Genomic DNA, 24,572 nt, shown 5'->3' with positions numbered 1-24,572 from the left:
ACCATGAAAATTCTTATTTTACCACTTTACGGAATAGGCGATACATTGATGACAACACCGGCAATTGAGACTCTGAAAAGATCCATTGACTGCAGGATTGTCAATATATGCATGTTTAAAACTACCTGTGAGGTTCTTAAAAAAAATCCATTCATTGATGAGCTTGTCTATTTTCCTTTTTTAGAGCAGGGGTTATGGAATTCATTGAAATTCATTTTTTCTCTTGGAAAATTTGACTGTGCAATAAACTTTTATCCTTCAAACAGAAAGCAGTATAACATATTAAGCTTTCTTACCAGAGCAAAAATCAGACTGGGACATAGATATTTAAAAAGAGATTTAAGTGAGCTTAACTTTCTTAAAAATCGGACATTAAAGGAAAACCCTGATCTACATAATGTGGAAGAAAATCTCAGAATTCTTGAGCTTCTTGGGATAAAAACAGATAATACCCCAGAAATGAAGATTTATCTTGACGAAAAGGAGATTGAACAGGGAAAGGCATTTGTAAATGCTTCATCTAAAAAAACATTTAAGGTGGGAATTCATACAGGAACGAGTAGTTTCAAGGGACACAGACAGAGAAGATGGCAGAAGGAGAAATTTCTGGAACTTATAAATAGTCTGCCTGATGTAGATTTTTTCCTCTTTGGCACAATAGAAGAAAAGCAGGAAAATAAATTTATACTAAAAAATGCAAAACATGGGAATGTAATCCTTGTTGAGAATAAACCTATTCGTGAAGTTGCATCAATTATTGCTCATCTTAATGCATTTGTCTCCAATGATTCAGGGCTTATGCATCTTGCTGCAGCGGTAAAAGTGCCTGTTGTGGCTATTTTTGGTCCTACAAACCCAAAATGGGTTTATCCATGGGTTGTAGAACACAGAATAGTAAGAGTTAATTTAAATTGTTCTCCCTGTTTCTATTACTCTCCAGAACCTCTAAGGTGCGAATCTGGGCTTGATTTTAAATGTTTAAAAGATATTGATGCTTCAATTGTAAAGTCAGCATTGGAGTCATTAATTAAATCGTAAATCTAATTTTACCCTTCCCTTCCGCTTTAGCTAAATAAGCGCATTGGTCAGCTTCTTTTATCAGTGTTTCAATATCTTTCGTCCCATCAATAATCGTTATTCCTATACTTACTGAGGGATTGATTGTATGATTACCAAGATTTAAATTTATTTTCCTGAGATTTGACTGAATTCTTTCTGCAACAGTTTTCGCATTTTCAACATTTCCTTTTAATAAAACAACAAATTCATCTCCACCCCATCTTGCAGCAATATCGCTTGCTCTAATGCTATTTTGAATAGCCCTTGACACAGCTCTTATTGTATCATCACCTACTAAATGACCAAAGTTATCATTAATTTTCTTTAAATTATCCATATCAATAAAAAGAATAGAATAAATTTCCCCTCTTTTGGCTGATTCTATTGTATTTTTTAATGTTTCTTCAAAGAAATTTCTGTTATACAGTGAAGTTAACAAATCTTTTGTAGCAATTTCAAAGAGTTTATCCCTTTCTTTTTTGAATAAAGTTATATCATGAGCAATAAAGAGCATTGTTCCTGTTTTGCTGTCGACTGGAATTATCCATGCGCTTAAGAAAGTTCCGTCAGGCAATTTTATCTCCTGCCATGCTGTAATTTCCTCATCTTTTAGTTGAAGAATATTCTGTATAAAAGGCTTCAGTTTCTCCTGAGAAAGAGTACATTGCTCATTACCCAAGTAATCAATGGCTTTAGGATTTGCAAAAACTATATCGCCTTTTTTATTGAAAATTATTATTATTTCTTCAGATCTGTCAGCTATAAGCTGATAAATCTTGCGAGCTTCTTCAACTTCTGAAATACGAGTTTTTAAAGCTTCTATGTATTGGTTTATCATTTTTTGAAAATAATCTATCTCATCTTTATAAAAGCCTATTACTAATGGAGTGCCTTTGTCCTTCTCTTCTTCATATAATTTTGATATAATCTTTGAGATTCTTTTTATTATATTTCGTCTAACGATAAAATAAAGAAGTACTCCAGATAAAATCCAAACCGTTAAATTTAACAGTAATAAGAGCTTCACATCTTGTTTAATATATACCCCGGAAATCAGTGCATTTACCCCAATAACAAGCCCACTGCAAAAACAATAAATAAGAATTATTTTCTTCGTTATGGACATGGGGATAAAAAATTCTAACATAAATGAAAGAGAAAATTTGACATTTCCATAATTTTTTCTGGCATCATAAAATTAATGAACATATTTGAAAAAATCGCTGAAGAAAAAATCAGGGAAGCAATTGAGCAGGGAGTTTTTGATAACCTTCCCAACAAAGGAAAGCCTTTAGAGCTGGAAGACCTTAGCTGGGTTCCTGAAGATTTAAGACTTGCCTACAAGATTCTTAAAAATGCTGGATGCATTCCTCCAGAGATGGAGATAAGGAAGGAAATTATAGATTTAAAAGAACTGCTTAAAACAATTGATGAAGACGAAGAGAGAATTAAAAAAATTAGAGAGCTCAATTTTAAACTGCTGAAATTCAATATTGGAAGAAAGCGTCCCTTTTATCTTGAAGACTTCCCTGAATACGAAGACAAAATAATAAAAAAATTCATAGAATAACGGAGAGGGAGGGATTCGAACCCCCGGTGGTGTTACCCACAGCGGTTTTCGAGACCGCCCCAATCGTCCACTCTGGCACCTCTCCAGAAGGTTTATAATAAATTATATCACTTACAAAAATGGAAAAAGTAGTTGTTGCAATGAGTGGTGGCGTTGATTCAGCAGTTACAGCCTATTTATTCACTAAAGAAAATAAGGCTGTAGAAGGAGTATTCTTTATTCTCTTTGATGAGCCACCAAATATAGAGCTGGCAAAGAAAACCGCAGATTTTCTCAAAATAAAGCTTCATATTGAAGACCTAAGAGAAGATTTTAAAAAATATGTTATCAATCCATTTTTTGAAGGATACAAAAAAGGGCTCACACCAAATCCATGTATTCTCTGCAATAGATACATAAAGTTTCCCGCTCTTAAAAGAATTGCTGATAAAGTATCTGCAGATTTTTTTGCCACAGGACATTATGCAAGAGTATTGAAAAAAAACGGCAAATGCTTTCTTCTTAAAGGAACTGACAAGAAAAAGGATCAGTCCTACTTCCTTTATGGAATAAACAGGTTATTTCTTAATCAGCTTGTCTTGCCTCTTGGAGAATACACAAAACAGCAGGTTAAAGACATTGCTGAGCAGGCTCAAATTCCCTCTAAGGTTGCAGAGGAAAGTGCAGAAGTCTGCTTTCTCAAAAACAAAAGATACTATGAGATTCTTAAACCAGCATCTTATGGACCCATAGTTGAAGCATCAACTGGCAAAATTATTGGGCAGCATAGAGGGATACATCTTTTTACCATTGGGCAGAGAAAAAGACTGGGAGTTTCATCTTCCCATCCTCTTTATGTGGTAAAAATAGAGCCTGCTATTAATGCAGTCTATGTTGATTCAAAGGAAAAGGCTTTTATGAAAAAGTTTTATGTGAAACAACTGAACTGGCTTGTTATGCCTGAAACTAATATTTTCACCTGTGAAGTAAAAATTCGCTATGCCATGAATCCAGAAAAAGCATTAATCACACTAATTGATGAAGATAGAGTCAAGGTAACTTTTGATGAGCCTCAGTTTGCACCAACCCCAGGTCAGAGTGCTGTTTTTTATAATGATGAAGTTGTTTTAGGTGGAGGAGTAATTACGGAGACAGTGCAAGGCTTCTGAGAGCCTTCGCCTCATCAATTCCGAACATAATGTTCATGTTCTGCACAGCCTGTCCTGATGCACCTTTTACGAGATTGTCAATAGCAGAGACAAGAATAAGCCTTTTTGTTCTGGGATTTACAACTGCACCAATGTAACAGTAGTTTGTTCCCCTTACATACTTCATACTCGGAAGTTCACCTTCTGGCATAATCTGAATAAATGGCTCATTCTGATACTGCTCTTTAAGAATTTCTAATGCCTCAGCAGTGGATAAATCTTTTTTCATACTGGCATATATTGTTGAAAGAATTCCTCTGTTTAAGGGTAACAGATGGGTTGTAAAATCAATTGTTATTGAACTGCCAGAGGCAAAGCCAACTTCCTGCTCTATCTCAGGTGTGTGTCTGTGTTTTGCCACATTGTATGCTCTGAAATCTTCGTTTACCTCGCAGTAGCTTAAGGTGATATCAGCTTTTCTTCCTGCTCCAGAAACACCTGAGCAGGAATCAACAATGATTGTGGATGTATCAATAAGTTTCTTTTTTAAAAAAGGATAAAGGGGAAGAATCACACTTGTAGGATAACATCCTGGATTGGCTATGAGTCTTGCTTTTTTTATCTTTTCCCTGTAAATTTCGGGCAATCCATAGACTGCTTCTTTAAGTAGCTCCGGAAACAGATGTTGAGTTTTATACCATTGTTCATAAATCCTGACATCCTTAATTCTGAAATCAGCAGAAAGGTCAATTACTTTCTTGCCAGCCTGAAGAAGTTCTGCTGCAACCTGTTGAGATTTTCCATGGGGAAGTGCAAGAAAATAGACATCTGCCCTGTTTTTGATAGCTTCTGTATTAAGGCTTTCAAATTTAAGCTTTTTATAAATAAAAAAAGCAGGGAAAAGCTCTGAAACTTTCATCCCTGCTGATTTTTCAGAAGTTACTCCGACTATCTCAACTTCGTCGTGCAAAGCAAGAATTCTTAAAAGCTCACTTCCTGTATAGCCACTTCCTCCGCATATGAAAACTTTAAGCATTTTATCTCTTGGAGAACTGGAATCTCTTTCTTGCCTTTGGCTGTCCGTATTTCTTTCTTTCTACTTCTCTTGGGTCTCTTGTAAGAAGTCCTTCTTTTTTGAGTTTTGGCTTAAGATCTGGATTAAGATTTACAAGGGCTCTTGCGATTCCATGCCTTATTGCTCCAGCCTGACCACTTAAACCACCTCCATCAACTGTTACAATTGCATCATACTTGCCAGTCACACCAGCTACATGAAAGGGTTGCATAAGTATCATTCTCAGAGTTTCTCTTGGAAAGTACTCTTCCACTGGTTTTTCATTAACCGTGATTTTCCCTGAGCCGGGCATTAGGATTACCCTAGCGATTGATCTTTTTCTTCTTCCTGTAGCTAAATTTTCAGCCATTATCTTCACCTCAAAAATTAACTTATTTTCAGAGGTTCAGGCTTCTGTGCAACATGAGGATGCTCTGAACCTTTGTAAACTTTCAGTTTTTTTATCATTTTTCTGCCCAGTCTTGTTTTTGGAAGCATGCCCCAGACAGCATCAACGATAACTTCCTCAGGCTCTTTTTCAAGCCTTTCTTTAAGAGTTTCTGCTTTGAGATTGCCCATAAAACCCGTGTGACGATAGTAAAATTTGTCAGTAAGTTTTTTACCGGTTACCTTAATCTTCTCAGCATTGATAACTATAACAAAGTCTCCATTATCTACATTGGGAGTATAAGTTGGTTTGTGCTTACCCATCAAAATCTTTGCAATTCTTGATGCAAATCTCCCGAGAGTCTGCCCATTTGCATCAGCAATATACCACTGTCTGTTAACTTCTTCTTTTTTTACAAAAGCGGTTTTCATTTTTATCCCTCACCCCTAAAATTTTAATTATTGAGCTAAAATTATAAAATACCTTAAAAATTATTTATTTGTCAAATAATTAAGGGATTGTCTCAATAAATGCATACTTTGGTTCATGAAGAGGGATGACCATTTGAGCCATCTCTTTAACTTTTAAAACTATGTCATAGGCTTCATAGGAATTTATAAGGGTTCCTGGAGGAATTACCTCCATCCCCATACCAAGAATTTTTGGTGGAGGATTAAGGTTTTCTTCAATTATGCAAAATCCTGTTATTAAAACATCGCCTTTTTCAGTATTTATGAGAACAGACATACCGCCCGGAGTATGGGCTGGCGTATGAATCATTTTTATTCCTGGAAGAACTTCTGTGTCTTCCTTTAATTTTATAATCTGCCCATTGCTTTCAATCTCTGTAATAAAGTCTTCGTTATATCTAAAATCAAGGGGATGGGGATTATGTATTTGCTTAAGCTCCTTTTCATGAACATAAAATGTGGCATTCACGCATTTTGAATCATTTTCACAATGGTCATTATGAAGATGTGTATGAAGCACTATATCAATGTCCTCAGGCTGTAATCCATATTTTGCCAGACCTTCTTCAAACTTATAGACCTTTCCGATCGTCTGTTCAATCTCAACAGATGTGCGGGGGCTTAGCTCCCCTGTATCTATAAGGATATTCTTATCGCTTCCCTCTATTAACCACGAAAATATAGGTATAACAAAGGGTTTACCATAGTCATGCTGATATGTCATCATACCTTTGTCAAAAATTTTTGCTCCTACTAAAATTGGATGAATCCTGTAAATCATTCTATTATATTAAGTATTTTTTACAAAATTATGTCAAGGTTCTGAATTACACCTTTGCGGTCCTTTTAAAAATTTTTATGTCATCCCGAGGATTTTTCCCTATCATTCCGAACCCTTTTCCCTGTCATTCCAAACCTGCCCATACTTTGTCATTCCGAGGGGCTCAATGCCCCGAGGAATCTCCTCCTTGAAGACTTTAAATAACCAATAAAGCTATATACTCTCTTATTGCCTTTGATGAAAGCGAAAAATTACCAAATTTGGGTAAAAAGCTGTAAATATTGTAATGGTTACTTCTTTTGAAATCTGCAGGATAAGGCAAAATCACAAGCCCCGTTTTCTTGAAAAGTTTAACTGCTCTCTCCATATGATATGCTGATGTAATAAGTATTACTCTTTTAAAATTTTTTTCTTTACATATTTCACTAACATATCTGGCATTTTGAGCTGTATCTTTACTTTTACTCTCTTCAATAATTTTATCTGATTCAACTCCAAGTTCTTTTAACATCTCAGCCATTGCAGTTGAATCTGGAGTTTTTCCTTCCAAAGCACTACCTGAAACAATAATAGGAAGTCTGGTCTTTTTATAAACTCTATACCCAGCTAATAATCTATTTGATGTGTCTTCAGTGAACGAATTTAAAGAATATATACCGCCCCCAAGTATAACAATAGCATCGGCATTTAATTTCTCAGTAACAGTATAGTTTTTCTCAAGAGGATACAACAACAAATCCTTTACAGGCTCAATAGATATCAAATAAACGAATAAAGCTGATAAAATTGCTAAAAAACGAATAAATTTCTTTTTTTTCTCCAAGACTGCCATGAAAAGAAAAATAAGTATCAGAATGCCTGGTGGTAAAATCATGGAAGTTAAAAATTTTTTCAAAAAAAACATGAAAATAAGTATAGCAAAATTGCCTGTTTCATGCAAAATTAGGTTATAATAAACAGCAATGGAGATAATAAGAATTCCAAGAATAATGAGAGAGATATCCAGAGAGTTAAGAGCAAAGGGAAAATCCATAGGATTTGTTCCCACAATGGGTGCACTTCATGAAGGACATCTTTCTTTGATTAAGAGAGCAAAGGAAGAAAATGATTTTACTGTAGTGAGCATTTTTGTAAATCCAACACAGTTTGCTCAGGGAGAAGACTATGATAGATATCCAAGAGATGTTGAGTCTGATAAAGAAAAACTCCAGAAAATTGAAATTGATTATTTATTTTTGCCTGATGTTGAATCTCTTTATCCACAGGGATACAGCACTTATGTTACAGTAGAAGGACTTAGTGATAAACTTTGCGGAAAGTTTAGACCTGGTCATTTCAGAGGAGTTGCCACAATAGTCTGCAAGCTTTTTAATATTATAAAGCCTGCAAAAGCATATTTCGGACAGAAGGATTATCAACAATCATTAATAATCAGAAGAATGGTTGAGGACTTAAACTTTGACATTGAGATTATTGTCTGTCCAACAATAAGAGAGCAGGATGGGCTTGCAATGAGCTCACGAAATCTTTATTTAAATGAAGAAGAACGAAAAGCAGCTACTGTTATATATAAAGCCTTGCAGGAAGGTGAAAAGCTTTTAAAACAGGGTGCTCAGCCAGTAGATGTAAATTTAAACATGATGGAAATTCTTAAAAATGAACCTCTTGTTAAAGAAATTCAGTATGCCGGTGTTTTTGATCCATTGACACTTGAAGAAGTTAAGGAAAAACAGAAAAAATATTTGCTTGCAATTGCTTTAAAAATTGCAGAGACAAGATTAATTGACAATCTTCTTGTTGAAGTTTAATCTTTAAATGTTTCCTTGATTTTTAAGAAACTGTCAAGATTTTCCATGAAAAGCTCTAAAAGTTCTGGGTCAAAATGGCTTCCTTTGCCTTTTTTCATAATGTCAATCGTTTGCTCAACAGTAAAAGCTGGTCTGTAAACTCTATCTGATGTCATTGCATCAAATACATCGCATACTGCTACAATTCTTGCATAAGGATGTATCTCCTGCTCTTTAAGTCCTTTAGGATATCCAGAACCATCCCACTTTTCATGATGCTGCAGAGCTATGATTTTCCCTGCATGAAGTGTTATAAATCTCGTATCAGAGGTTAAAATTTTTCCACCTATGATAGTATGAAGCTTCATAATTTCAAACTCTTCAGGAGTCAAAGGTCCTGGCTTTCTTAAAATATTATCCGGGATTCCAACCTTGCCAACATCATGTAAAGGAGAGGCATAAAATATAATATTTTGCTCAGACTCTGGCAAGCCTGCAAGCTGAGCAAGCAATCGGGAATAGTAACTGATTCTTCGTATATGCTGTCCTGTTTCTTCGTCTCTGAACTCAGAAATCATACCAAATTTTAAAACCATCTCATACTCTGCTTCTTTCGCAAGTTCCAGTGCTTCTCTGAGTTCTTTTGTTTTTTTCATTACCTCTTTCTGCAAAACTTCGTTTATGTCTTTTATTAAATCCTGATATTTTTTTACCTGCAGGTTATTGATTACCCTGAGCTTTAACTCTTCAGCATCAAAAGGTTTTGGAATAAAATCGTTAGCTCCGTTTTTTAAAGCATTTTTTCTCTCCTTTTCATCTCCTGAAAGAACCACAACAGGAATGTGTGACGTATTGGGGTCAGACTTTAAAACATTTAAAACTTCTATTCCATTCATTCTTGGCATTCTTATATCAAGAACAATAACATCAGGAGTATGTTCTTTTAGAACTTCCAGTGCTTCCAGCCCATCCCTTGCTGTAATAACCATAATATTTGGAGAGTCTATGAAAACAGCAGATATTAATTCCAGATTTACATTTTCATCATCAACTACTAAAATTTTTGAAATTTCTTCAAACATGGTATGATATATTAACATAAAATGATAGCACTTTTGCAGAGAGTAATAAAGGCAAGTGTAGAAATTGAAGGTAAAAAAGTATCAGAAATTGGCAGAGGTATTGTCGTTTTTATTGGTATAGAAAAGGAAGATGCTGAAAAAGATGCTCAATATCTTGCAAACAAGATTGTTAACTTAAGAATTTTTGAAGATAAAAATGGTAAAATGAACCTCTCAGTAAAAGATGTGGGCGGTGAAATTATGGTTGTATCAGAGTTTACCCTTGCAGGAGACTGTAAAAAAGGAAATCGCCCCTCATTTGATAGAGCAATGCCACCAGAGGAAGCTGAAACAATTTATAGATATTTTGTGGATGCCCTTAAAAAAAGAGGCATCCCTGTAAAAGAAGGAGTATTCAGAAGCTATATGCATGTATCCCTTGTAAATGAAGGACCTGTCACATTTATATTAAAGGCTGTTTAATATGAATAAAAGCTTTATTTTGTCATTCCGAGGGGCTCAATGCCATTTTCATTGTCATTCCGAGGGTGGCATCCCCCCGAGGAATCTCTGAAATAGTGAGAAAGGAGGAGATTCCTCGCCTTCCGAGGGGTTCAATGCCCCGAGGAATCTTTGAGTCTTTCAATGCCGAAAAAAACAAAGGAGATTCCTCGCTTCGCTCGGAATGACAAAGTATGGGCAAGCTCGGAGTGACAAAGTATGGGCAGGCTCGGAATGACAGAGAAGGAGCTCGGAAGGACAAAGGAGAAATAAAAAAAGCAAGCAATAACGAGTAAAGCTATGTAAAATTAAATAGACCTGCAAATTCTTGATTTTCAAGAACTTGCAGGCTTTTGAACAGTCTCTTATATTAAATACGAGGTGAGCCATGTTTGAGAAATTAAAAGAAAATCCACATTTTAAAGAAGCTGTGGAATTTTTAAACCAAAAAAATCTTTATGAAAGCTCCTACCTCGTTGGCGGAAGTGTAAGGGACATACTGCTTGAACGTGAATTAAAAGATATTGACTTTGCAATAAAGGGTGATACTATTGAGCTTGCACGAGAGTTTGCAAGAAAGGTCAATGGAAGTTTTGTCTTACTTGATGAAGTCTTTTTTATTGGAAGAATTGTAAAGGATTATGTAACAATAGATTTTGCACAATTAAGGGGGAATTCAATTGAGGCTGACTTAGCAGACAGAGACTTTACCATAAATGCCATGGCAGTAACTCTAAATTTAGATACTTTGATTGATCCTTTCAATGGTAAGCAAGATTTGAAAAACAGATTAATAAGGATGGTTAAGGAAGAAAACCTCAAGGCAGACCCGCTCAGAGTGCTCAGGGCTTACAGATTTCATGCCACACTGGATTTTGATATTGAGGAAAACACCCGAGAAGCTTTAAAGAGAAATGCCCATCTAATGAAAGTTACTGCAAGAGAAAGAGTAAAAGATGAGTTATGGAAAATTCTTTCAGTATCTGAGAGTTTCAAAACCGTTCAACTCATGATTGAAGATGAGATATTTAAAGCCATTTTTAAAACCCGTGATTTTCTTGAAATAAAGCCTGATATTGAAACCCTTAAGACTGCTGAAGAAATCTTAATGAATTCAAAAAAAGAAGTGAAGAATTTAAGTTGTTTTAAGTTTGCCTGTCTCTTTGATTTCCATGCCTCTGAACTGATAAAGCAAATAAAACCTGCAAGAAAAGAACAAAGATTTGTTGAAGATTTAGTTGAGGCAGGTGTAAGAATAAGAAAAATAGAGACCTTACTTGATAAAGTAAGATTCATAAGAGAGTTTGAAAGCATTCTTTATCCAGCCCTCTTATATGGAATGAGTAAAGACCCATTAAAAACATCAAAAAGATGGTTTTACGATGAGATTGAGGAGTTTTATAAAAAAGTTTACTTAAAAAACAAAAAAAAGCTTCCCATTCTGAAAGGCGAAGATATAATTTCACTGGGGTTTGAGCCTTCTCGGCTTGTTGGCGAAATAGTTGAAAGAATAGAAACCCTTGTTTTAGCAGGAAAAATCTCAAACAAAGAGCAGGCAATTGAGGAGATTAAAAAGAGATTTATTTTAAAATAAAAAACCTTCACCAAGAATGAGGCACTTGTCAAGAGTTTTGTGTCTGGCCATAGAATTTTCTGTTAAAAATCTGTCTGAGTTCATAGGCATTAGCCTTGAGTATAGGGACGGGTTTTTTCCATCTGCCCTGTAATAATCGCTCCCTCTGCAAAAACAGATTCATCTCAAGTATTTCAACTGATTGAAAGTATCCTCCAAGCCTGAGCCTTATCTCCTCTATCCTCCGATTAAAGTTCTCTACTGCATTGGTTGTGTATATGTGTCTTTTTTATATTTTCAGGATATCTAAGGAAATTAAAATACTTCTCTGCCTTCTCCTTCAGTTCTTTCATAAAATAAGGATAACTTCTCTGGTATCTATCTCAGAGGGCTTTAAACCTCTCTACAGCCTCCTCAAGACCTGCACTGAATTGTTTTATCTGATGAAGCTTTTTGAGAAACTCCTTGGATGCCTCCTTTCCCATATTCCTCCTTATGTTTCTCTTTAAATGCACAAAACACAACTGATGCTCTCAGCCTTCCTTACTCTCTGAGCCAAAAAACTCATAAAATCCATAGATATCCTTCTGCCCCTGAAGGTCTATCCCCATTCATCATGGTTTAGATTTACCTTGGTCTTAGCCCCTTACTTCAGGGATTCCTGTTTGGACCTTAGGGTTGTCATTCCGAGGGGCTCGATGCCATTTTCATTGTCATTCCGAGGGGCTCGATGCCCCGAGGAATCTCTGAGTCTTTCAATGCCGAAAAAAACAAAGGAGATTCCTCGCTTCGCTCGGAATGACAAAAAAAGAGTGACGTCAGGGATTCCTGTTTGGACCTTAGGGTTGTCATTCCGAGGGGCTCGATGCCATTTTCATTGTCATTCCGAGGGGCTCGATGCCCCGAGGAATCTCTGAGTCTTTCAATGCCGAAAAAAACAAAGGAGATTCCTCGCTTCGCTCGGAATGACAAAAAAAGAGTGACGTCAGGGATTCCTGTTTGGACTAGGGGCTGGCAAAAAAAAGAAGATATTCAAAAAATAATCAAAAAGGGAAGAGTAATAAAAAATGAATTATAGAGGGCTGCGCCTGGTAGCCCTGTGGGACCTATGCAGCGGACTCCCATAACCCGCTGAAAGAGGTTTACACCTCTGTGGGTCTGCGCATTTACTTCAACCCCCTTTTTGAGGTCCAGGCAACCTCTCAGCCATTCGCCGGGAGATTTTTCCATAGATCCTTATAAATATTATGCCACATTTTAAACGCCTTTTAAGTCTCAGCCCCTGACGTCAGGGATTCCTGTTTGGACCTTAGGGTTGTCATTCCGAGGGTGGCATTCCACCCGAGGAATCTCTGAGTCTTTCAATGCCGAAAAAACAAAGGAGATTCCTCGCTTCGCTCGGAATGACAAATTATGGGTATGCTCGGAATGACAAAGTATGGGCAAGCTCGGAATGACAAACAAAGAGCCCCTTACGTCAGGGATTCCTGTTTGGACCTTAGGGTTGTCATTCCGAGGGGCTCGATGCCCTGAGGAATCTCTGAGTCTTTCAATGCCGAAAAAAACAAAGGAGATTCCTCGCTTCGCTCGGAATGACAAATTATGGGTATGCTCGGAATGACAAAGTATGGGCAGGCTCGGAATGACAAACAAAGAGCCCCTGACGTCAGGGATTCCTGTTTGGACCTTAGGGTTGTCATTCCGAGGGGCTCGATGCCATTTTCATTGTCATTCCGAGGGGCTCGATGCCCTGAGGAATCTCTGAGTTCTTTCAATGCCGAAAAAAACAAAGGAGATTCCTCGCTTCGCTCGGAATGACAAAAAAAGAGTGACGTCAGGGATTCCTGTTTGGACTAGGGGCTGGCAAAAAAAAGAAGATATTCAAAAAATAATCAAAAAGGGAAGAGTAATAAAAAATGAATTATAGAGGGCTGCGCCTGGTAGCCCTGTGGGACCTATGCAGCGGACTCCCATAACCCGCTGAAAGAGGTTTACACCTCTGTGGGTCTGCGCATTTGCTTCAACCCCCTTTTTGAGGTCCAGGCAACCTCTCAGCCATTCGCCGGGAGATTTTTCCATAGATCCTTATAAATATTATGCCACATTTTAAACGCCTTTTAAGTCTCAGCCCCTGACGTCAGGGATTCCTGTTTGGACCTTAGGGTTGTCATTCCGAGGGGCTCGATGCCCCGAGGAATCTCTGAGTCTTTCAATGCCGAAAAAAAACAAAGGAGATTCCTCGCTTCGCTCGGAATGACAAAAAAAAGAGTGACGTCAGGGATTCCTGTTTGGACCTTAGGGTTGTCATTCCGAGGGTGGCATTCCACCCGAGGAATCTCTGAGTCTTTCAATGCCGAAAAAAACAAAGGAGATTCCTCGCTTCGCTCGGAATGACAGAGTATGGGCAGGCTCGGAATGACAAAGTATGGGTATGCTCGGAATGACAAAGTATGGGCAAGCTCGGAGTGACAGAGTATGGGCAAGCTTGGAATGACAAAGTATGGACAGGCTCGGAATGACAAACAAAGAGCCCCTGACGTCAGGGATTCCTGTTTGGACTAAGGTATATTGAATCAATAGGAGAAGTTGTAGGGCTTACATTAATGGGAGTGAAGGAGAGATTTTTAAAAAGTCTGAAATCAAATTGATCTCTTAAAAATATCTCCTCCGTGACAGTCAATTGCCACTATAGCAGGAAAATCTTTAAGTAGCAATCTTTTGATTGATTCTGTCCCCAGTTCAGCAAAAGCTATCTCCTCTGCTGAAACAATGTGTCTGCTAAGGAGAGCTCCTGCTCCGCCTGTTGCAAGAAAATAAACGGCTTTATATTTTTTTATAGCCTCCCTTACTTCCTCACCTCGCTGTCCTTTTCCTATCATGCCTTTAAGTCCTAATGAAAGAAGAAGGGGAGTGTATGAATCCATCCTTGATGAAGTTGTTGGACCTGCTGAGCCTATCACCTTTCCCGGAGGTGCTGGTGTTGGTCCCACATAGTATATTACCTGTCCTTTCAGGTCAAAGGGTAAAGGTGCATCATCGTTTATCAATTCTACAAGTTTTTTGTGTGCAGCATCTCTTGCTGTGTAAACATATCCATTTATTAAAACAATATCCCCTGCTTTTAAATTTTCCACTACCTCATCTGTAAGCGGCGTTTCAATCTTTATCATATCTCTGCCTCCTTTAAGATTAACTAAACAACAAAGTCAGTAAAAATTTAAGTTTCTCCTTTGATATCCCTGCTTTTTTGAGTATGTTATGTAAAGTTCCCCTTTTTAATGGTTTATTTGCATGAACAGGGACAGGGATTGTTATTGTTCCTTCTTCGGTTTGTTTCTGATATATCCTATGTGAAGCCGTTTGTCTTATCAAAACAAAACCATCCTTTTCAAGAGCTTTACATAGTTGCTTACCAGAAACTGATGGTAGTTTACTCATTTATTACAAGTTCCAGCTCCTGCTTACTGATCTTACTTGAAAAGTGGGGAATATTTTCTAAGCCCACAACTTCAATATAACCCTCTGCAGCATCCTTAAGCATAGCAATTGCCTCTTCAATAGTTTCTCCTTCTGTGGTGATGTCAAGTTCAGGACAATAAACTACATATCCTCCCTCTTCAGCGGGGATCAATTCAGCTGTTAATTTTATTTTTCTCATAATTGTCCTCCTTAAATATCATATCTCTGCCTCCTTGTGTCTTGCAGAATGGCATTGAATGTTTACTGCAACAGGAAGTGATGCAATATGACACGGTGCATACTCAATATGAACAGCCAGTGCAGTAACTTTACCTCCTATACCCATAGGACCAATGTTAAGAGAGTTTATCTGCTGTAATAACTCTCTTTCAAGTTGAGCATAAGATGGATTTTTATTGGGCTGTCCAACCTTCCTCAAGAGTGCTTTTTTAGCAATGATTGCAGCCTTTTCAAAGTTTCCTCCAACTCCAACTCCAACTATTATTGGTGGGCAGGGATTACCTCCTGCGTTTTTAACTGTTTCAATAACAAACTCCTTCACTCCTTTCAATCCCTGCGCAGGTTTAAGCATCCGAAGAGCAGACATATTTTCGCTTCCTGCACCCTTTGGTGCAACTATGATTTTTACCCTGTCACCCTTTACCAGTTCAAAATGAACAATACAGGGTGTGTTATCTTTCGTATTTCTTCTTTCAAATATAGGATCATCAACTACAGAAGCCCTCAAGTATCCCTCTTTCACTGCAAGCCTTACTCCCTCATTGAAGGCTTCAATGGGGTCTTCATCTTCATACACCACCTCACTGCCCCATTCAACAAAAATAACAGCAATGCCTGTGTCCTGACACAGTGGAATTCTGTCTTCAAGTGCTACTGTTTGATTATCAATAATCTGTTTAAGTATCTCCTTTGCTAACCCTGTTTCAGCTTCATATGCAGAGTTCAATGCTTCTGAAACATCCTGTGGGAGAGAAATTGCTGCATCCATGTAAAGTTTTTTAACTGTTTTTACTATCTCTTCCTTGCTGATTTTTCTCATATCTCAATTAAATACTTAATACCCTCCCCTCTTGATAGTTTTTCAAAAGCCAGAGAAATCTCAGAAAGTGGAAACCTGTCTGATATAAGCTCTTTAAGTCTGAGTTTTTTAGATTTTATAAGAGCCGCAGCTTCTTTAACATCATCGGGATTATAATGAAAAGCTCCTTTAAGAGTTATTTCGTCATAGTGAAGTCTGCCTGCATCATAGCATACCTCTGTGCCAGTCTTGAGTCCTCCAAAAAGCAAAACTGTGCCACCTTTTCTCACATAGTTTACTGATTTAAGCCATATTTCTTTCTGTCCTGTGCATTCAACAACACTGTCAAAACCAAATCCATCTGTAAAATCAAGGGGGTTCTGTTCTGAACTGTAAACTTTATCAGCACCGAGGCTTTCAGCCAGAGCAAGCTTATTTTTATTTCTACCTATAACCGCTACATTAATATCCATACTCTTTAAAACCTGAAGAAAAAGAAGCCCTACCGGACCTGTTCCAATTATGAGAATTCTTTCTTCTTTCTTTGGATTAAGAGCCTTTACTCCGTGAACTATACAGGAAAGAGGCTCTAAAAAAGCAGCCTCTTCAAAATCTATGTTTTCTGGCTTGTGAAACATGTTCTGCCTTACAACTCTTTCCTTTACAACAATGTATTCAGCAAAAGCACCAAGCATCATTTCCTTTGTTAGAGTATCGCAGAGATTGAAAAGACCTCTTTTGCAATAAGCACATTCTCCACAGGGTGCTGTGTGAACAAGCATAACTGCATCTCCTGTTTTAAAACCATTTACACCTTTGCCAACATCCTCAATCACTCCAGAAAACTCATGTCCAAAAGGTCCTGGCATGGGAATAAGAGGATGTCCCCTTAAATAGGCTTTCAGGTCAGTGCCACAAGTAAGTGCTGCTTTGATACGAACCAGAACTTCTCCTTCATTTATTGTGGGAACAGGTTTTTCTAAAACTTCAATTTTATTTGGTTCTATTAAATAAGCTGATTTCATTGTATTTCATCCATTTTCAGGCTTTTTTCATAGAGCTCTTTTTTGCTTAAGTTATAAAGCTCTGATACTATTTTAACAGCTTCTTTTCTTCCTTTTCCTTTTTTCATGAGCTCCTTTACTTCCTTCAGAGCCTCTTCAAAGCTCTGAAAAGCTTCATGAGCACCTTCAACTACTATAACATATTCACCTGCTATCTTAGAATTTTCAAGCTTTTCAATAATTTCTGAAAGCCTGCCTCTTACAACCTCCTCAAACATCTTTGTAAGCTCCCTTGCAACACAGGCTCTTCTGTCTCCAAAGACTTCAAGCAAGGCAACAAGGCTTTGGAGTATTCTGTGAGGAGCTTCATAAAAAACAAGGGTTCTCTTTTCTGTGCTTAGCTCAAGAAGTTTCTTTCTTCTCTGAGACTGTTTGACAGGAAGAAAGCCTATGAAGGTGAATTCATCTGTGTTCAGTCCTGAAATACTCAATGCAGTAATCAATGCTGTAGCCCCCGGGATTGGTATTAGTTCTATTCCCTCTTCAATTGCCCTTCCAATAACCACTGCTCCGGGGTCTGAAATTCCAGGAGTTCCTGCATCAGTTATTAAAGCCACTGAGTGTCCTGAGCGAATTTTTTCAATTATCTCCTCAGCACGCACCTTTTCTTTCTCTGACCAGTAACTTATAAGAGGCTTTTTTATTCCGAAATGATTGAGAAGTTTTAGACTGTGCTCTGTATCCTCACAGGCAATATAGTCAACTTTTTTAAGTGTCTCAATTGCCCTTAATGTTATGTCATCAAGATTACCAATTGGCGTTGACACTATGTAAAGCCTTCCTTGCAACTTTCATCCTCCTGGGAATTTATCACTCCTCTTTCAATAACTGCCTTAGTCTCTTATCAGCCTTTATTATATCGTCAACACTCTCACCTGTAATATCCCACGAGTATTCACCCTTTTTATCACGATGAAGTTTTATCTTAACTGGTTTCTTTGGCTTTGCATACTGAAGCGACTTATCCTTCGTAACCTGAACCTGTGTCTGGCTAAAAGAGATGTCAGAAAATGCAAATGCTAAAAACAAAAATAAAGATGTGATTATGAATAATTTTCTCATAGCTCCTCCAGAATTGCTTATTCTATATTTACAATCTCTTTTAAATCTCTGTCATTTAATCGCACGAAAAAATTATTTTTCTTAGCTTCTTCATAAAGCGAGTTCAACAGATTTTGATTTTTAATTTTATCAATCTCAAGAGATTTTTCCGAAGTCAGCTTCAGCATACTTATATTTCGGTATTCCTTGTCGTTAATTCTTAGATTTTTCAAATTTGTATAAAGTATCATCTTTATAAGACCATCTTCTATGTCATTCATTGATGGCAAAATGGAGTTTTTTGAGTGTCTGCTCTCTATGAGGAAAGCTGTATCAGGCTCTTTAATGATGACTTCATCGGAGGTAAAGAAATAGCAACCTCCAAGATAGTTTTTGATTGTGAGAGAAGCCTTCTTCCCTGAAAGCTTTTCCTTAGGCTGAACTGTATGGGTTTGTCTAATCTGTGCACACTTTGCCAGATTTCGGGAAAAATTTAAAAATGAATTCTTTTCATTGAGAATTTCGTTTATTCTCTTATTTACTTCCTCATCGGAATGAAGTTGAACTTTAAGTTTCTTAGAGATTTTTTCATAACACTGCAGAGCATTTTCTGTAAGTTCTGATATTTTTTTAATCTGCTCCATGTTCCAATGGAAGGCATCAGATTGATAGAAAGATAATCGTTCAATTTCGGTTTTTAAATATTTAAAATCAAACCTCTGATTAGTAATTTTGTTTTTAAATCTTGGATTTTTATAAGTATCTTTGTAAAATGCAATAACAACATACACTCCCAGCAAACTCATCAAAGAAATCGTATCCCATTGAAGAAAATCACGGTCTCCATCCTTGCCTTCATCTTTTAATACTGGAATAACTGTAACTCTTTTCCCCTGAAAAAATAAAGAATCATAAACTCTTGCATAGGGATATGACCTCGTTCTTTTTGGAGATACCCACCAGCTTATGGCAAATTTATTATTTTTATTCAGTGTTAAAATAAAAGTACCATCTTTTTCAAAAGCTCTTTGCAGGTCTGATAGGCAGTATTCATTTAATTGTCGGCATAAAAATGGAGTATAGTTTATCCCCTCTATTTCAGCAAAGAGATTCAACTTTTCTTCCCTCTCTGATTATTATTTCCAATGTGTCTTTTTCCCCATCAATAGAAAGCTGACCTTCAAAGCCGAGTTTTTTCTTTATTATTAGGAATCAGAGACTCATTTATCTCAATGCCTATGCTGTTTCTGCCAAGCAATCTTGCCATCTTCATTGTTGTCCCCGAGCCTGCAAATGGGTCAAGCACTGTCTCTCCTTTGTATGAAAAAAAGTTTAATTATTCTATATGGTAGCTCTTCAGGAAAAGCTGCGATATTTTTCTCCAGTACTGAGTTTGGTAAAACATTGACCATATCCCATAGAGTTGAATACCATTTATTGTCTAAAAACTCCTTAGTATCAATCTTTGAAGCTTCTTTTATTTCTCTGGGTATTGAAGCATAGTTGAATTTTCCCTTTTGAAAGATAAGAATGCTTTCAAGAAGATTATCAGGATAAAAATACATGGGATAGGGGTTTTGAAGGATCACTCCACTTCTTCTGCTTATTCTCAAGTATCCATCAGGTTTTTCCATATTATCCTGTCTCTGTATCTAAAACCAGCTCTTTGAAAAATTTTTGTTACATCAGCCACAATGGGAAATTTTTCACCATTAATGAGCATGTCATCAATATTGACAACCGCTACCCGTCCATTTTTAAGCACCCTGTAGATTTCTTCAGCAACTTTACCTATAAGTTCAAGATACTCCTCATAGCTTTTAAACATATCCTTGTAGTCAAAGGGAGCATTAAAATATGGAGGTGATGTTAACATCAGATGAACTGATTCATCTTCAATCTCACGCATACTGATAGCATTCCCGATTATCAATTTATGCCATGTGGGCACTCCTAACCTCCAAATCTGTTCGTAATAGGGAATCTCCAGTCTTTGCCGAGGGATACGGAAGATACTTTTATACCTAAGGGAGCCTGCCTTCTTTTGAACTCTGCTTTTTTTACCATTTTCAATACTTTTTGAACCGTGCTTCTTTCAAGCCCGTACTCAACAATCTCTTGCTCTCCCATACATTTTTCAATGTGTAAATAAAGAATTTTATCAAGCACTTCATAGGGAGGGAGAGTATCCTGATCAGTCTGTCCTGGTTTAAGCTCTGCAGATGGTGGCTTTGTAAATACCCTCTCAGGGATTCTTCCACGGGATGCCCATCTCGCAACTTTGTAAACCTGAGTTTTATAAACATCTTTAATTACAGCATATCCACCTGCCATGTCACCATACAGAGTGGCATAACCCACGGAAAGCTCTGATTTATTTCCTGTTGTTATCACAAGCCAGCCAAACTTGTTTGAGACTGCCATAAGAATGTTACCACGAATTCTGCTCTGGATGTTTTCTTCAGTCACATCCTGAGGCAGGTCTTTAAATGTATCTGAAAGGAATTTAAGATACTCCTCAAAGAGTTCATCAATGGATATCTCAATTAATTCAATCCCGAGATTTTTTACGAGCTCATACACATCTTCTCTGCTTTCCTTTGATGTATATCTTGATGGCATAAAAACACCGATAACTCTATCTCTACCCAGTGCCTCTACTGCAATCAATGCCACAAAGGAAGAATCAATTCCTCCACTTAAACCAAGACATACCCTTTTAAAGCCATTCTTGTTAACATAATCTCTCAACCCTGTGGTAAGAGCCTTAAAAATCTCCTCTTCTTCTGTCATTTCATGGTCAGAAGAAGGCTTTTCAGAGCTCGGAATGAGTTTATTTTTTGCTTTTCTTTTCAATGGAACTTTAATAACTTCGCCGCCTTCAAAATCACCTTCCCATCTTATCTTTGGTTCACGAAGTCTTGTTCTTGTTACCTCTTCCATGTCAATCTCAGCAACTATAAAATCTTCCTCAAAGGCTTTACCTCTTACAAGAATCTCACCTGATGGCGAGATAATGAGACTTCTTCCATCAAATACTGTCTCATCCTGTCCACCAACCATGTTTAAATAGCAGACATAAACCCCCATGTCATAGGCTCTTGTTGTTAGCATTCTCATTTTTCTCTGATACTTTCCAGCATAAAAGGGTGAGGCACTTATGTTTATTATCAATTCTGCACCAGCTGCTGCCTGAATAAGCCCGGGAAGGGAAGGATGAAAGATGTCTTCACATATATTCACAGAAAAAAACACTCCATCATATTCATAAACAGGGGTTCTGCTTCCTGGCTTAAAATATCTCATCTCATCAAAGACACTGTAGTTGGGAAGATAAATCTTATGATAAATATCAATCAGGTTTTGATCTGCAACAATAGCAGCAGAGTTATAAAGATCGTCCTTTTTTACTGGCAAACCAGCAATTACTATAAAATCCTTAACTTTTTTAACTATCTCGTATAAAGCTTCCTCTGCTTTTTTTATAAAGGTTGGATAAAAAAGAAGGTCTTCAGGATTGTATCCAGTTATTGCAAGCTCTGGAAATATGATAATCTCTGCTTTTTCAGCTACTGCTTTGTCAATGTAAAAAAGAATCTTTTCAAGATTTCCCTCAATGTCTCCAACAATAGGATTTATTTGGCATACTGCTAATCTTAAGCTTCTCATATATTACAGGTTGGACAGCATTTTATTGCATCAAAGGCATAAAGAATTCTTCTTTCCTTCGGTAGTTTTTCTTCGCTGTAGGGGATAAAACTTATTGATGGCAATAGCCTGAGTAAATCCTCTTTCTTCGGAATATCCATTGTCTCTTTTACTTCTCCTGTAAGAACATCTATCAGTCTTCCCTCTCTTCCATCAGTGACCATAGCAAATGGAATCTGATATGGCTCAACAACCCTGCAAAATGCAAGCATAAACCTTTCCCACGAATCAATGGATGCGGGAGTGCACTTAATTGCATATAAAACCTTTTCCTGTAGCCTGACAACTATATCAACACTGGTTACAAACTTTTCTTTCTCAGAAACAACAACTTCATAGCCTCTGTTAAGCTCTATATCATCTGAGCTATAGCCACGCTCAATTAAATATTGAATTACCAATCTCTGAATGTATCCAATGCTTTGGGCAAAAAGTTCTTCCTGTTGCTTGATAATATCTCCAATAAGCTCCTTCCTTTGTTCTGGAGATTCAGGCGTTTTATTGAGCGGTAAATACATGACAACCTCCTTTTTTTAAAAATTTTTTTATTTCAACATTTGTGAAAGAACCAAATAAATAGGCAAATACGATCTGTTTATTTTCCGATAAAACATTCTTTATTTTATTAACAAGTTCTGCCTTCATCTTTCAATATTTTTAAACAATAAAGGTTAAAAAATCAAACTATATAGACAAACACAAGATTCCTGACAAGTGCCGCAGTGTGGTCAATTGGCTTATCTTTATGAAAGTTTTTGGATAAGACCATAGAGATAGTCCTGAAGTTTCTCTGGTGAAAAGGCATCAAAAACAGGTTCATTTATTAACATTGCTCTGAACATTTTGCGCAGTAATTCAGAAGGAGCATAGTTTTTTATTTTCTCTCCAAGAGATTCTGAATAGTTGAGAATTAAAAAAGACTCTGTATACCATAAGTCTTCTTTTATAGGTTTTACATACTGACAGAAAAGATTTTTCACTGTCTCAGGGGTAGCTTTGTTTTCAATTATGATTGCTCTGATGTCGTTGTTCAGGCTCTGGAGTCCCTTAACAGCAGGATTCTGTCCCAGTCTGTGTCTGCCCTTTGTAATTGGAGCAAACTTTGTTAGATTTACACCTGAACAATAAATGTGCTTTCCATCTTCCAGAGGTTTTACTACAAAATAAACAAAATCGTTTACATATTCCATAGGTTATCTTTTACCACATACAGGACAAGCTGAGTCTTTCCTGGCTTTGAAGGTTTTAAACTCTCCGCTCATTCCATCCCATACAAGAAGCTTGTTTTTAAGAAGTTTACCAATTCCCACTATGTATTTTATTGCTTCCAGTGCCTGAAGTGCTCCTATTACTCCAGGAGTTGCACCTACCACAGGAAATGTCTCTCTTGGAGGTGCTTCAGGAAAGAGGCATTTAAGACAGGGTGTCTCCGGAGGCTGAATAAAGCTGAGCATTCCCTGTACTCCATAAATTGCACCAAAAACAAGGGGAATCCCTTTTTTTATTGCCGCTTCATTAAGAATATATCTTGTCTCAAGATTGTCCATGCAGTCCATGATTATATGTGAATCTCCAACAACTGCAGAGGCATTTTCAGCTGTAATCTTCTCAGTAACAGGAATTACCTCTACATCAGGATTTATTGCACTCAAGGTAATCTTTGCTGAAAGGGCTTTGTTAATTCCAATTCTTGTATGGCTGTGCAGTATCTGCCTGTTTAAATTTGTAATTTCTACGCTGTCAAAGTCACATATGATTATTTTTCCAACTCCAGAAACAGTAAGATAAATTGAAACCGGGCTTCCAAGACCACCCGCACCAGCAATGAATACAGTGGAATTTTTTAGCTTTTTTTGACCTTCCTCACCCCATCCATCTATTAGCATCTGACGACTGTATCTTAAGAAATCCATCCAATGACCTCCTTCATTTCTTTAAGAGTCTCACTAGCTACCTTTTTTGCCTTTTTAGAGCCTTCACGGGCAATTTCAATGAGCACTGAAGGGTTATCAATTAAATGCTGTCTTTTGTCCCATATGGGTTTTAAAGTATCAATTACATGTTTTATAAGAACCTTTTTACAGTCAATACAGCCAATGCTTGCTTGGCTGCAGCCTTCAATGACTTCTCTTTTTTCTTCCTCTGTGGAAAATATTTTATGCAGATCAAATACAGGGCATTTCTTGGGGTCTCCTTTGTCTGTTCTTCTTTTTCGTGCTGGATCAGTTACCATTGTTCTTATTTTTTCTGTAACGGTTTTTTCATCATCGCTGAGATATATGGCATTTCCATAGCTCTTTGACATCTTTCTTCCATCGGTCCCCGGCACCTTTGGAAACTCTGTAAGCAAAGCTTGTGGTTCAGGGAAAAACTCTTTTCCATATAGATAGTTAAATCTTCTTGCAATTTCACGGGAAATTTCAAGATGAGGCACCTGATCAACTCCAACAGGCACATACTTTGCCCGATAAATTATGATGTCTGCTGTCTGAAGCACCGGATACCCGAGAAATCCATAGGTATCAAGGTCTTTATCTTTAATCTGCTCTTTTTTTTCTTTGTAAGTGGGGACTCTTTCAAGCCAACCAAGTGGTGTAATCATGCTTAAAAATATATGAAGTTCTGCATGCTGAGGTACTTGTGACTGAATGAATATGGTTGATTTTTCTGGGTCAAGCCCTGCTGCAATAAAGTTCATAAGAAGGTCAACTGTCCATTCCTTTATCTGGGAAGGATTTCCATATCCTGTTGTCAATGCATGCCAGTCCGCAACAAAAAAATAGCATTCATATTTGTCCTGAAGCCTCACCCAGTTTGAAAGAGCTCCAATAAGATTTCCAAGATGAAGTGGTCCGCTTGGCTGCATTCCACTTAATACTCTGTCCATTTA

General features: G+C 37.2%; 29 protein-coding genes and 1 tRNA gene. 6 read left to right on the top strand and 24 right to left on the bottom strand.

What is annotated here, in order from left to right:
• Window positions 1–3: 3 nt before the first annotated feature.
• Window positions 4–1,038: a glycosyltransferase family 9 protein gene (locus V4D30_RS09610; RefSeq protein ID WP_353684105.1), complete on the top strand. Its 1,035-nt coding sequence runs from the start codon at window positions 4–6 to the stop codon at window positions 1,036–1,038.
• Here V4D30_RS09610 and V4D30_RS09605 read toward each other — a convergent pair.
• The gene (locus V4D30_RS09605) at window positions 1,028–2,206 is read right to left on the bottom strand and encodes a sensor domain-containing diguanylate cyclase (RefSeq protein WP_353684104.1); all 1,179 of its coding nucleotides are present in this window, start codon (window positions 2,204–2,206) and stop codon (window positions 1,028–1,030) included. The genes V4D30_RS09610 and V4D30_RS09605 overlap by 11 nt on opposite strands.
• Before the next feature lie 54 nt (window positions 2,207–2,260).
• Here V4D30_RS09605 and V4D30_RS09600 point away from each other — a divergent pair, with 54 nt between their 5' ends.
• Window positions 2,261–2,629 (top strand): DnaJ family domain-containing protein, encoded by a 369-nt coding sequence (locus tag V4D30_RS09600; RefSeq protein ID WP_353684103.1) that lies wholly within the window; start codon window positions 2,261–2,263, stop codon window positions 2,627–2,629.
• Here the strand turns inward: V4D30_RS09600 and V4D30_RS09595 are convergent.
• Window positions 2,630–2,714 (bottom strand) — tRNA-Ser (locus V4D30_RS09595).
• Between the two features lie 34 nt (window positions 2,715–2,748).
• Between V4D30_RS09595 and mnmA the strand changes: the two genes are divergently transcribed.
• Window positions 2,749–3,777, top strand: a complete 1,029-nt coding sequence (gene mnmA, locus V4D30_RS09590; RefSeq protein WP_353684102.1) for a tRNA 2-thiouridine(34) synthase MnmA — start codon at window positions 2,749–2,751, stop codon at window positions 3,775–3,777.
• Here the strand turns inward: mnmA and argC are convergent.
• The 5 genes from argC to V4D30_RS09565 form a co-directional block, all read right to left on the bottom strand.
• Window positions 3,752–4,792, bottom strand: a complete 1,041-nt coding sequence (gene argC, locus V4D30_RS09585; RefSeq protein ID WP_353684101.1) for an N-acetyl-gamma-glutamyl-phosphate reductase — start codon at window positions 4,790–4,792, stop codon at window positions 3,752–3,754. The genes mnmA and argC overlap by 26 nt on opposite strands.
• A gap of 1 nt (window position 4,793) precedes the next feature.
• Window positions 4,794–5,180, bottom strand: a complete 387-nt coding sequence (gene rpsI, locus V4D30_RS09580; protein WP_353684100.1) for a 30S ribosomal protein S9 — start codon at window positions 5,178–5,180, stop codon at window positions 4,794–4,796.
• A gap of 17 nt (window positions 5,181–5,197) precedes the next feature.
• Entirely contained in the window at window positions 5,198–5,629 is a 432-nt protein-coding gene (gene rplM / locus V4D30_RS09575) for a 50S ribosomal protein L13 (RefSeq protein WP_353684099.1), read from the bottom strand.
• Window positions 5,630–5,708: 79 nt separating this feature from the next.
• Window positions 5,709–6,449 carry an N-acyl homoserine lactonase family protein gene (locus tag V4D30_RS09570; protein WP_353684098.1) on the bottom strand — a complete coding sequence of 247 codons (741 nt, stop codon included), beginning with the start codon at window positions 6,447–6,449 and terminating at the stop codon, window positions 5,709–5,711.
• Window positions 6,450–6,645: 196 nt separating this feature from the next.
• Window positions 6,646–7,353, bottom strand: coding sequence for a YdcF family protein (locus V4D30_RS09565; RefSeq protein WP_353684097.1), 708 nt, complete (start codon window positions 7,351–7,353; stop codon window positions 6,646–6,648).
• Between the two features lie 58 nt (window positions 7,354–7,411).
• Between V4D30_RS09565 and panC the strand changes: the two genes are divergently transcribed.
• Window positions 7,412–8,257: a pantoate--beta-alanine ligase gene (gene panC / locus V4D30_RS09560; protein WP_353684096.1), complete on the top strand. Its 846-nt coding sequence runs from the start codon at window positions 7,412–7,414 to the stop codon at window positions 8,255–8,257.
• On the opposite strand, the gene V4D30_RS09555 is transcribed toward panC, so the two are convergent.
• Window positions 8,254–9,318, bottom strand: coding sequence for an HD domain-containing phosphohydrolase (locus tag V4D30_RS09555; protein WP_353684095.1), 1,065 nt, complete (start codon window positions 9,316–9,318; stop codon window positions 8,254–8,256). The two genes, panC and V4D30_RS09555, sit on opposite strands and share 4 nt — an antisense overlap.
• A gap of 21 nt (window positions 9,319–9,339) precedes the next feature.
• Here V4D30_RS09555 and dtd point away from each other — a divergent pair, with 21 nt between their 5' ends.
• Together dtd and V4D30_RS09545 are read left to right on the top strand one after the other, a co-directional pair.
• Entirely contained in the window at window positions 9,340–9,780 is a 441-nt protein-coding gene (gene dtd, locus V4D30_RS09550; protein WP_353684094.1) for a D-aminoacyl-tRNA deacylase, read from the top strand.
• Between the two features lie 406 nt (window positions 9,781–10,186).
• The gene (locus V4D30_RS09545) at window positions 10,187–11,392 is read left to right on the top strand and encodes a hypothetical protein (protein ID WP_353684093.1); all 1,206 of its coding nucleotides are present in this window, start codon (window positions 10,187–10,189) and stop codon (window positions 11,390–11,392) included.
• Between the two features lie 2,618 nt (window positions 11,393–14,010).
• On the opposite strand, the gene V4D30_RS09540 is transcribed toward V4D30_RS09545, so the two are convergent.
• From V4D30_RS09540 to trpS, 16 genes are all read right to left on the bottom strand, one after another.
• A complete protein-coding gene (locus V4D30_RS09540; RefSeq protein WP_353684092.1) occupies window positions 14,011–14,541 on the bottom strand; it encodes a Fe-S-containing hydro-lyase in 531 nt (176 codons plus the stop codon).
• 19 nt (window positions 14,542–14,560) lie between these two features.
• Entirely contained in the window at window positions 14,561–14,809 is a 249-nt protein-coding gene (locus tag V4D30_RS09535; protein ID WP_353684091.1) for a type II toxin-antitoxin system HicA family toxin, read from the bottom strand.
• On the bottom strand, window positions 14,802–15,029 hold the full coding sequence (locus tag V4D30_RS09530; protein ID WP_353684090.1) for a type II toxin-antitoxin system HicB family antitoxin: 228 nt from the start codon (window positions 15,027–15,029) through the stop codon (window positions 14,802–14,804). The genes V4D30_RS09535 and V4D30_RS09530 overlap by 8 nt, the downstream gene beginning before the upstream one ends.
• Before the next feature lie 18 nt (window positions 15,030–15,047).
• The gene (locus V4D30_RS09525) at window positions 15,048–15,890 is read right to left on the bottom strand and encodes a fumarate hydratase (protein WP_353684089.1); all 843 of its coding nucleotides are present in this window, start codon (window positions 15,888–15,890) and stop codon (window positions 15,048–15,050) included.
• Window positions 15,887–16,894, bottom strand: coding sequence for an alcohol dehydrogenase catalytic domain-containing protein (locus V4D30_RS09520; protein ID WP_353684088.1), 1,008 nt, complete (start codon window positions 16,892–16,894; stop codon window positions 15,887–15,889). The genes V4D30_RS09525 and V4D30_RS09520 overlap by 4 nt, the downstream gene beginning before the upstream one ends.
• Window positions 16,891–17,721 (bottom strand): 16S rRNA (cytidine(1402)-2'-O)-methyltransferase, encoded by an 831-nt coding sequence (rsmI, locus tag V4D30_RS09515; protein WP_353684087.1) that lies wholly within the window; start codon window positions 17,719–17,721, stop codon window positions 16,891–16,893. The genes V4D30_RS09520 and rsmI overlap by 4 nt, the downstream gene beginning before the upstream one ends.
• Window positions 17,722–17,743: 22 nt before the next feature.
• Window positions 17,744–17,995, bottom strand: a complete 252-nt coding sequence (locus V4D30_RS09510) for a hypothetical protein (RefSeq protein WP_353684086.1) — start codon at window positions 17,993–17,995, stop codon at window positions 17,744–17,746.
• 17 nt (window positions 17,996–18,012) lie between these two features.
• Window positions 18,013–19,089 (bottom strand): hypothetical protein, encoded by a 1,077-nt coding sequence (locus V4D30_RS09505; RefSeq protein ID WP_353684085.1) that lies wholly within the window; start codon window positions 19,087–19,089, stop codon window positions 18,013–18,015.
• A gap of 65 nt (window positions 19,090–19,154) precedes the next feature.
• Entirely contained in the window at window positions 19,155–19,280 is a 126-nt protein-coding gene (locus V4D30_RS09500; RefSeq protein ID WP_353684084.1) for a DNA methyltransferase, read from the bottom strand.
• Window positions 19,273–19,608, bottom strand: coding sequence for a DNA methyltransferase (locus V4D30_RS09495; protein ID WP_353684083.1), 336 nt, complete (start codon window positions 19,606–19,608; stop codon window positions 19,273–19,275). Before V4D30_RS09495 ends, V4D30_RS09500 begins: the two co-directional genes overlap by 8 nt.
• Window positions 19,584–19,925, bottom strand: a complete 342-nt coding sequence (locus V4D30_RS09490) for a DNA methyltransferase (RefSeq protein WP_353684082.1) — start codon at window positions 19,923–19,925, stop codon at window positions 19,584–19,586. Before V4D30_RS09490 ends, V4D30_RS09495 begins: the two co-directional genes overlap by 25 nt.
• Window positions 19,926–19,927: 2 nt before the next feature.
• Window positions 19,928–21,643: an NAD+ synthase gene (locus tag V4D30_RS09485; RefSeq protein ID WP_353684081.1), complete on the bottom strand. Its 1,716-nt coding sequence runs from the start codon at window positions 21,641–21,643 to the stop codon at window positions 19,928–19,930.
• On the bottom strand, window positions 21,640–22,200 hold the full coding sequence (locus V4D30_RS09480) for a type I restriction enzyme HsdR N-terminal domain-containing protein (protein ID WP_353684080.1): 561 nt from the start codon (window positions 22,198–22,200) through the stop codon (window positions 21,640–21,642). Before V4D30_RS09480 ends, V4D30_RS09485 begins: the two co-directional genes overlap by 4 nt.
• A gap of 225 nt (window positions 22,201–22,425) precedes the next feature.
• Window positions 22,426–22,872 carry a hypothetical protein gene (locus V4D30_RS09475; RefSeq protein ID WP_353684079.1) on the bottom strand — a complete coding sequence of 149 codons (447 nt, stop codon included), beginning with the start codon at window positions 22,870–22,872 and terminating at the stop codon, window positions 22,426–22,428.
• A 3-nt stretch (window positions 22,873–22,875) separates the two neighbouring features.
• The gene (locus V4D30_RS09470) at window positions 22,876–23,595 is read right to left on the bottom strand and encodes a HesA/MoeB/ThiF family protein (RefSeq protein ID WP_353684078.1); all 720 of its coding nucleotides are present in this window, start codon (window positions 23,593–23,595) and stop codon (window positions 22,876–22,878) included.
• Window positions 23,583–24,569, bottom strand: coding sequence for a tryptophan--tRNA ligase (trpS, locus tag V4D30_RS09465; RefSeq protein WP_353684077.1), 987 nt, complete (start codon window positions 24,567–24,569; stop codon window positions 23,583–23,585). Before trpS ends, V4D30_RS09470 begins: the two co-directional genes overlap by 13 nt.
• Window positions 24,570–24,572: the final 3 nt, after the last annotated feature.

The organism is Thermodesulfovibrio sp. 3907-1M, from assembly GCF_040450955.1.
GTDB lineage: Bacteria > Nitrospirota > Thermodesulfovibrionia > Thermodesulfovibrionales > Thermodesulfovibrionaceae > Thermodesulfovibrio > Thermodesulfovibrio autotrophicus.
The sequence above is the reverse complement of the archived record's forward strand: the minus strand, read 5'-3'. Positions and strand labels throughout refer to the sequence as shown.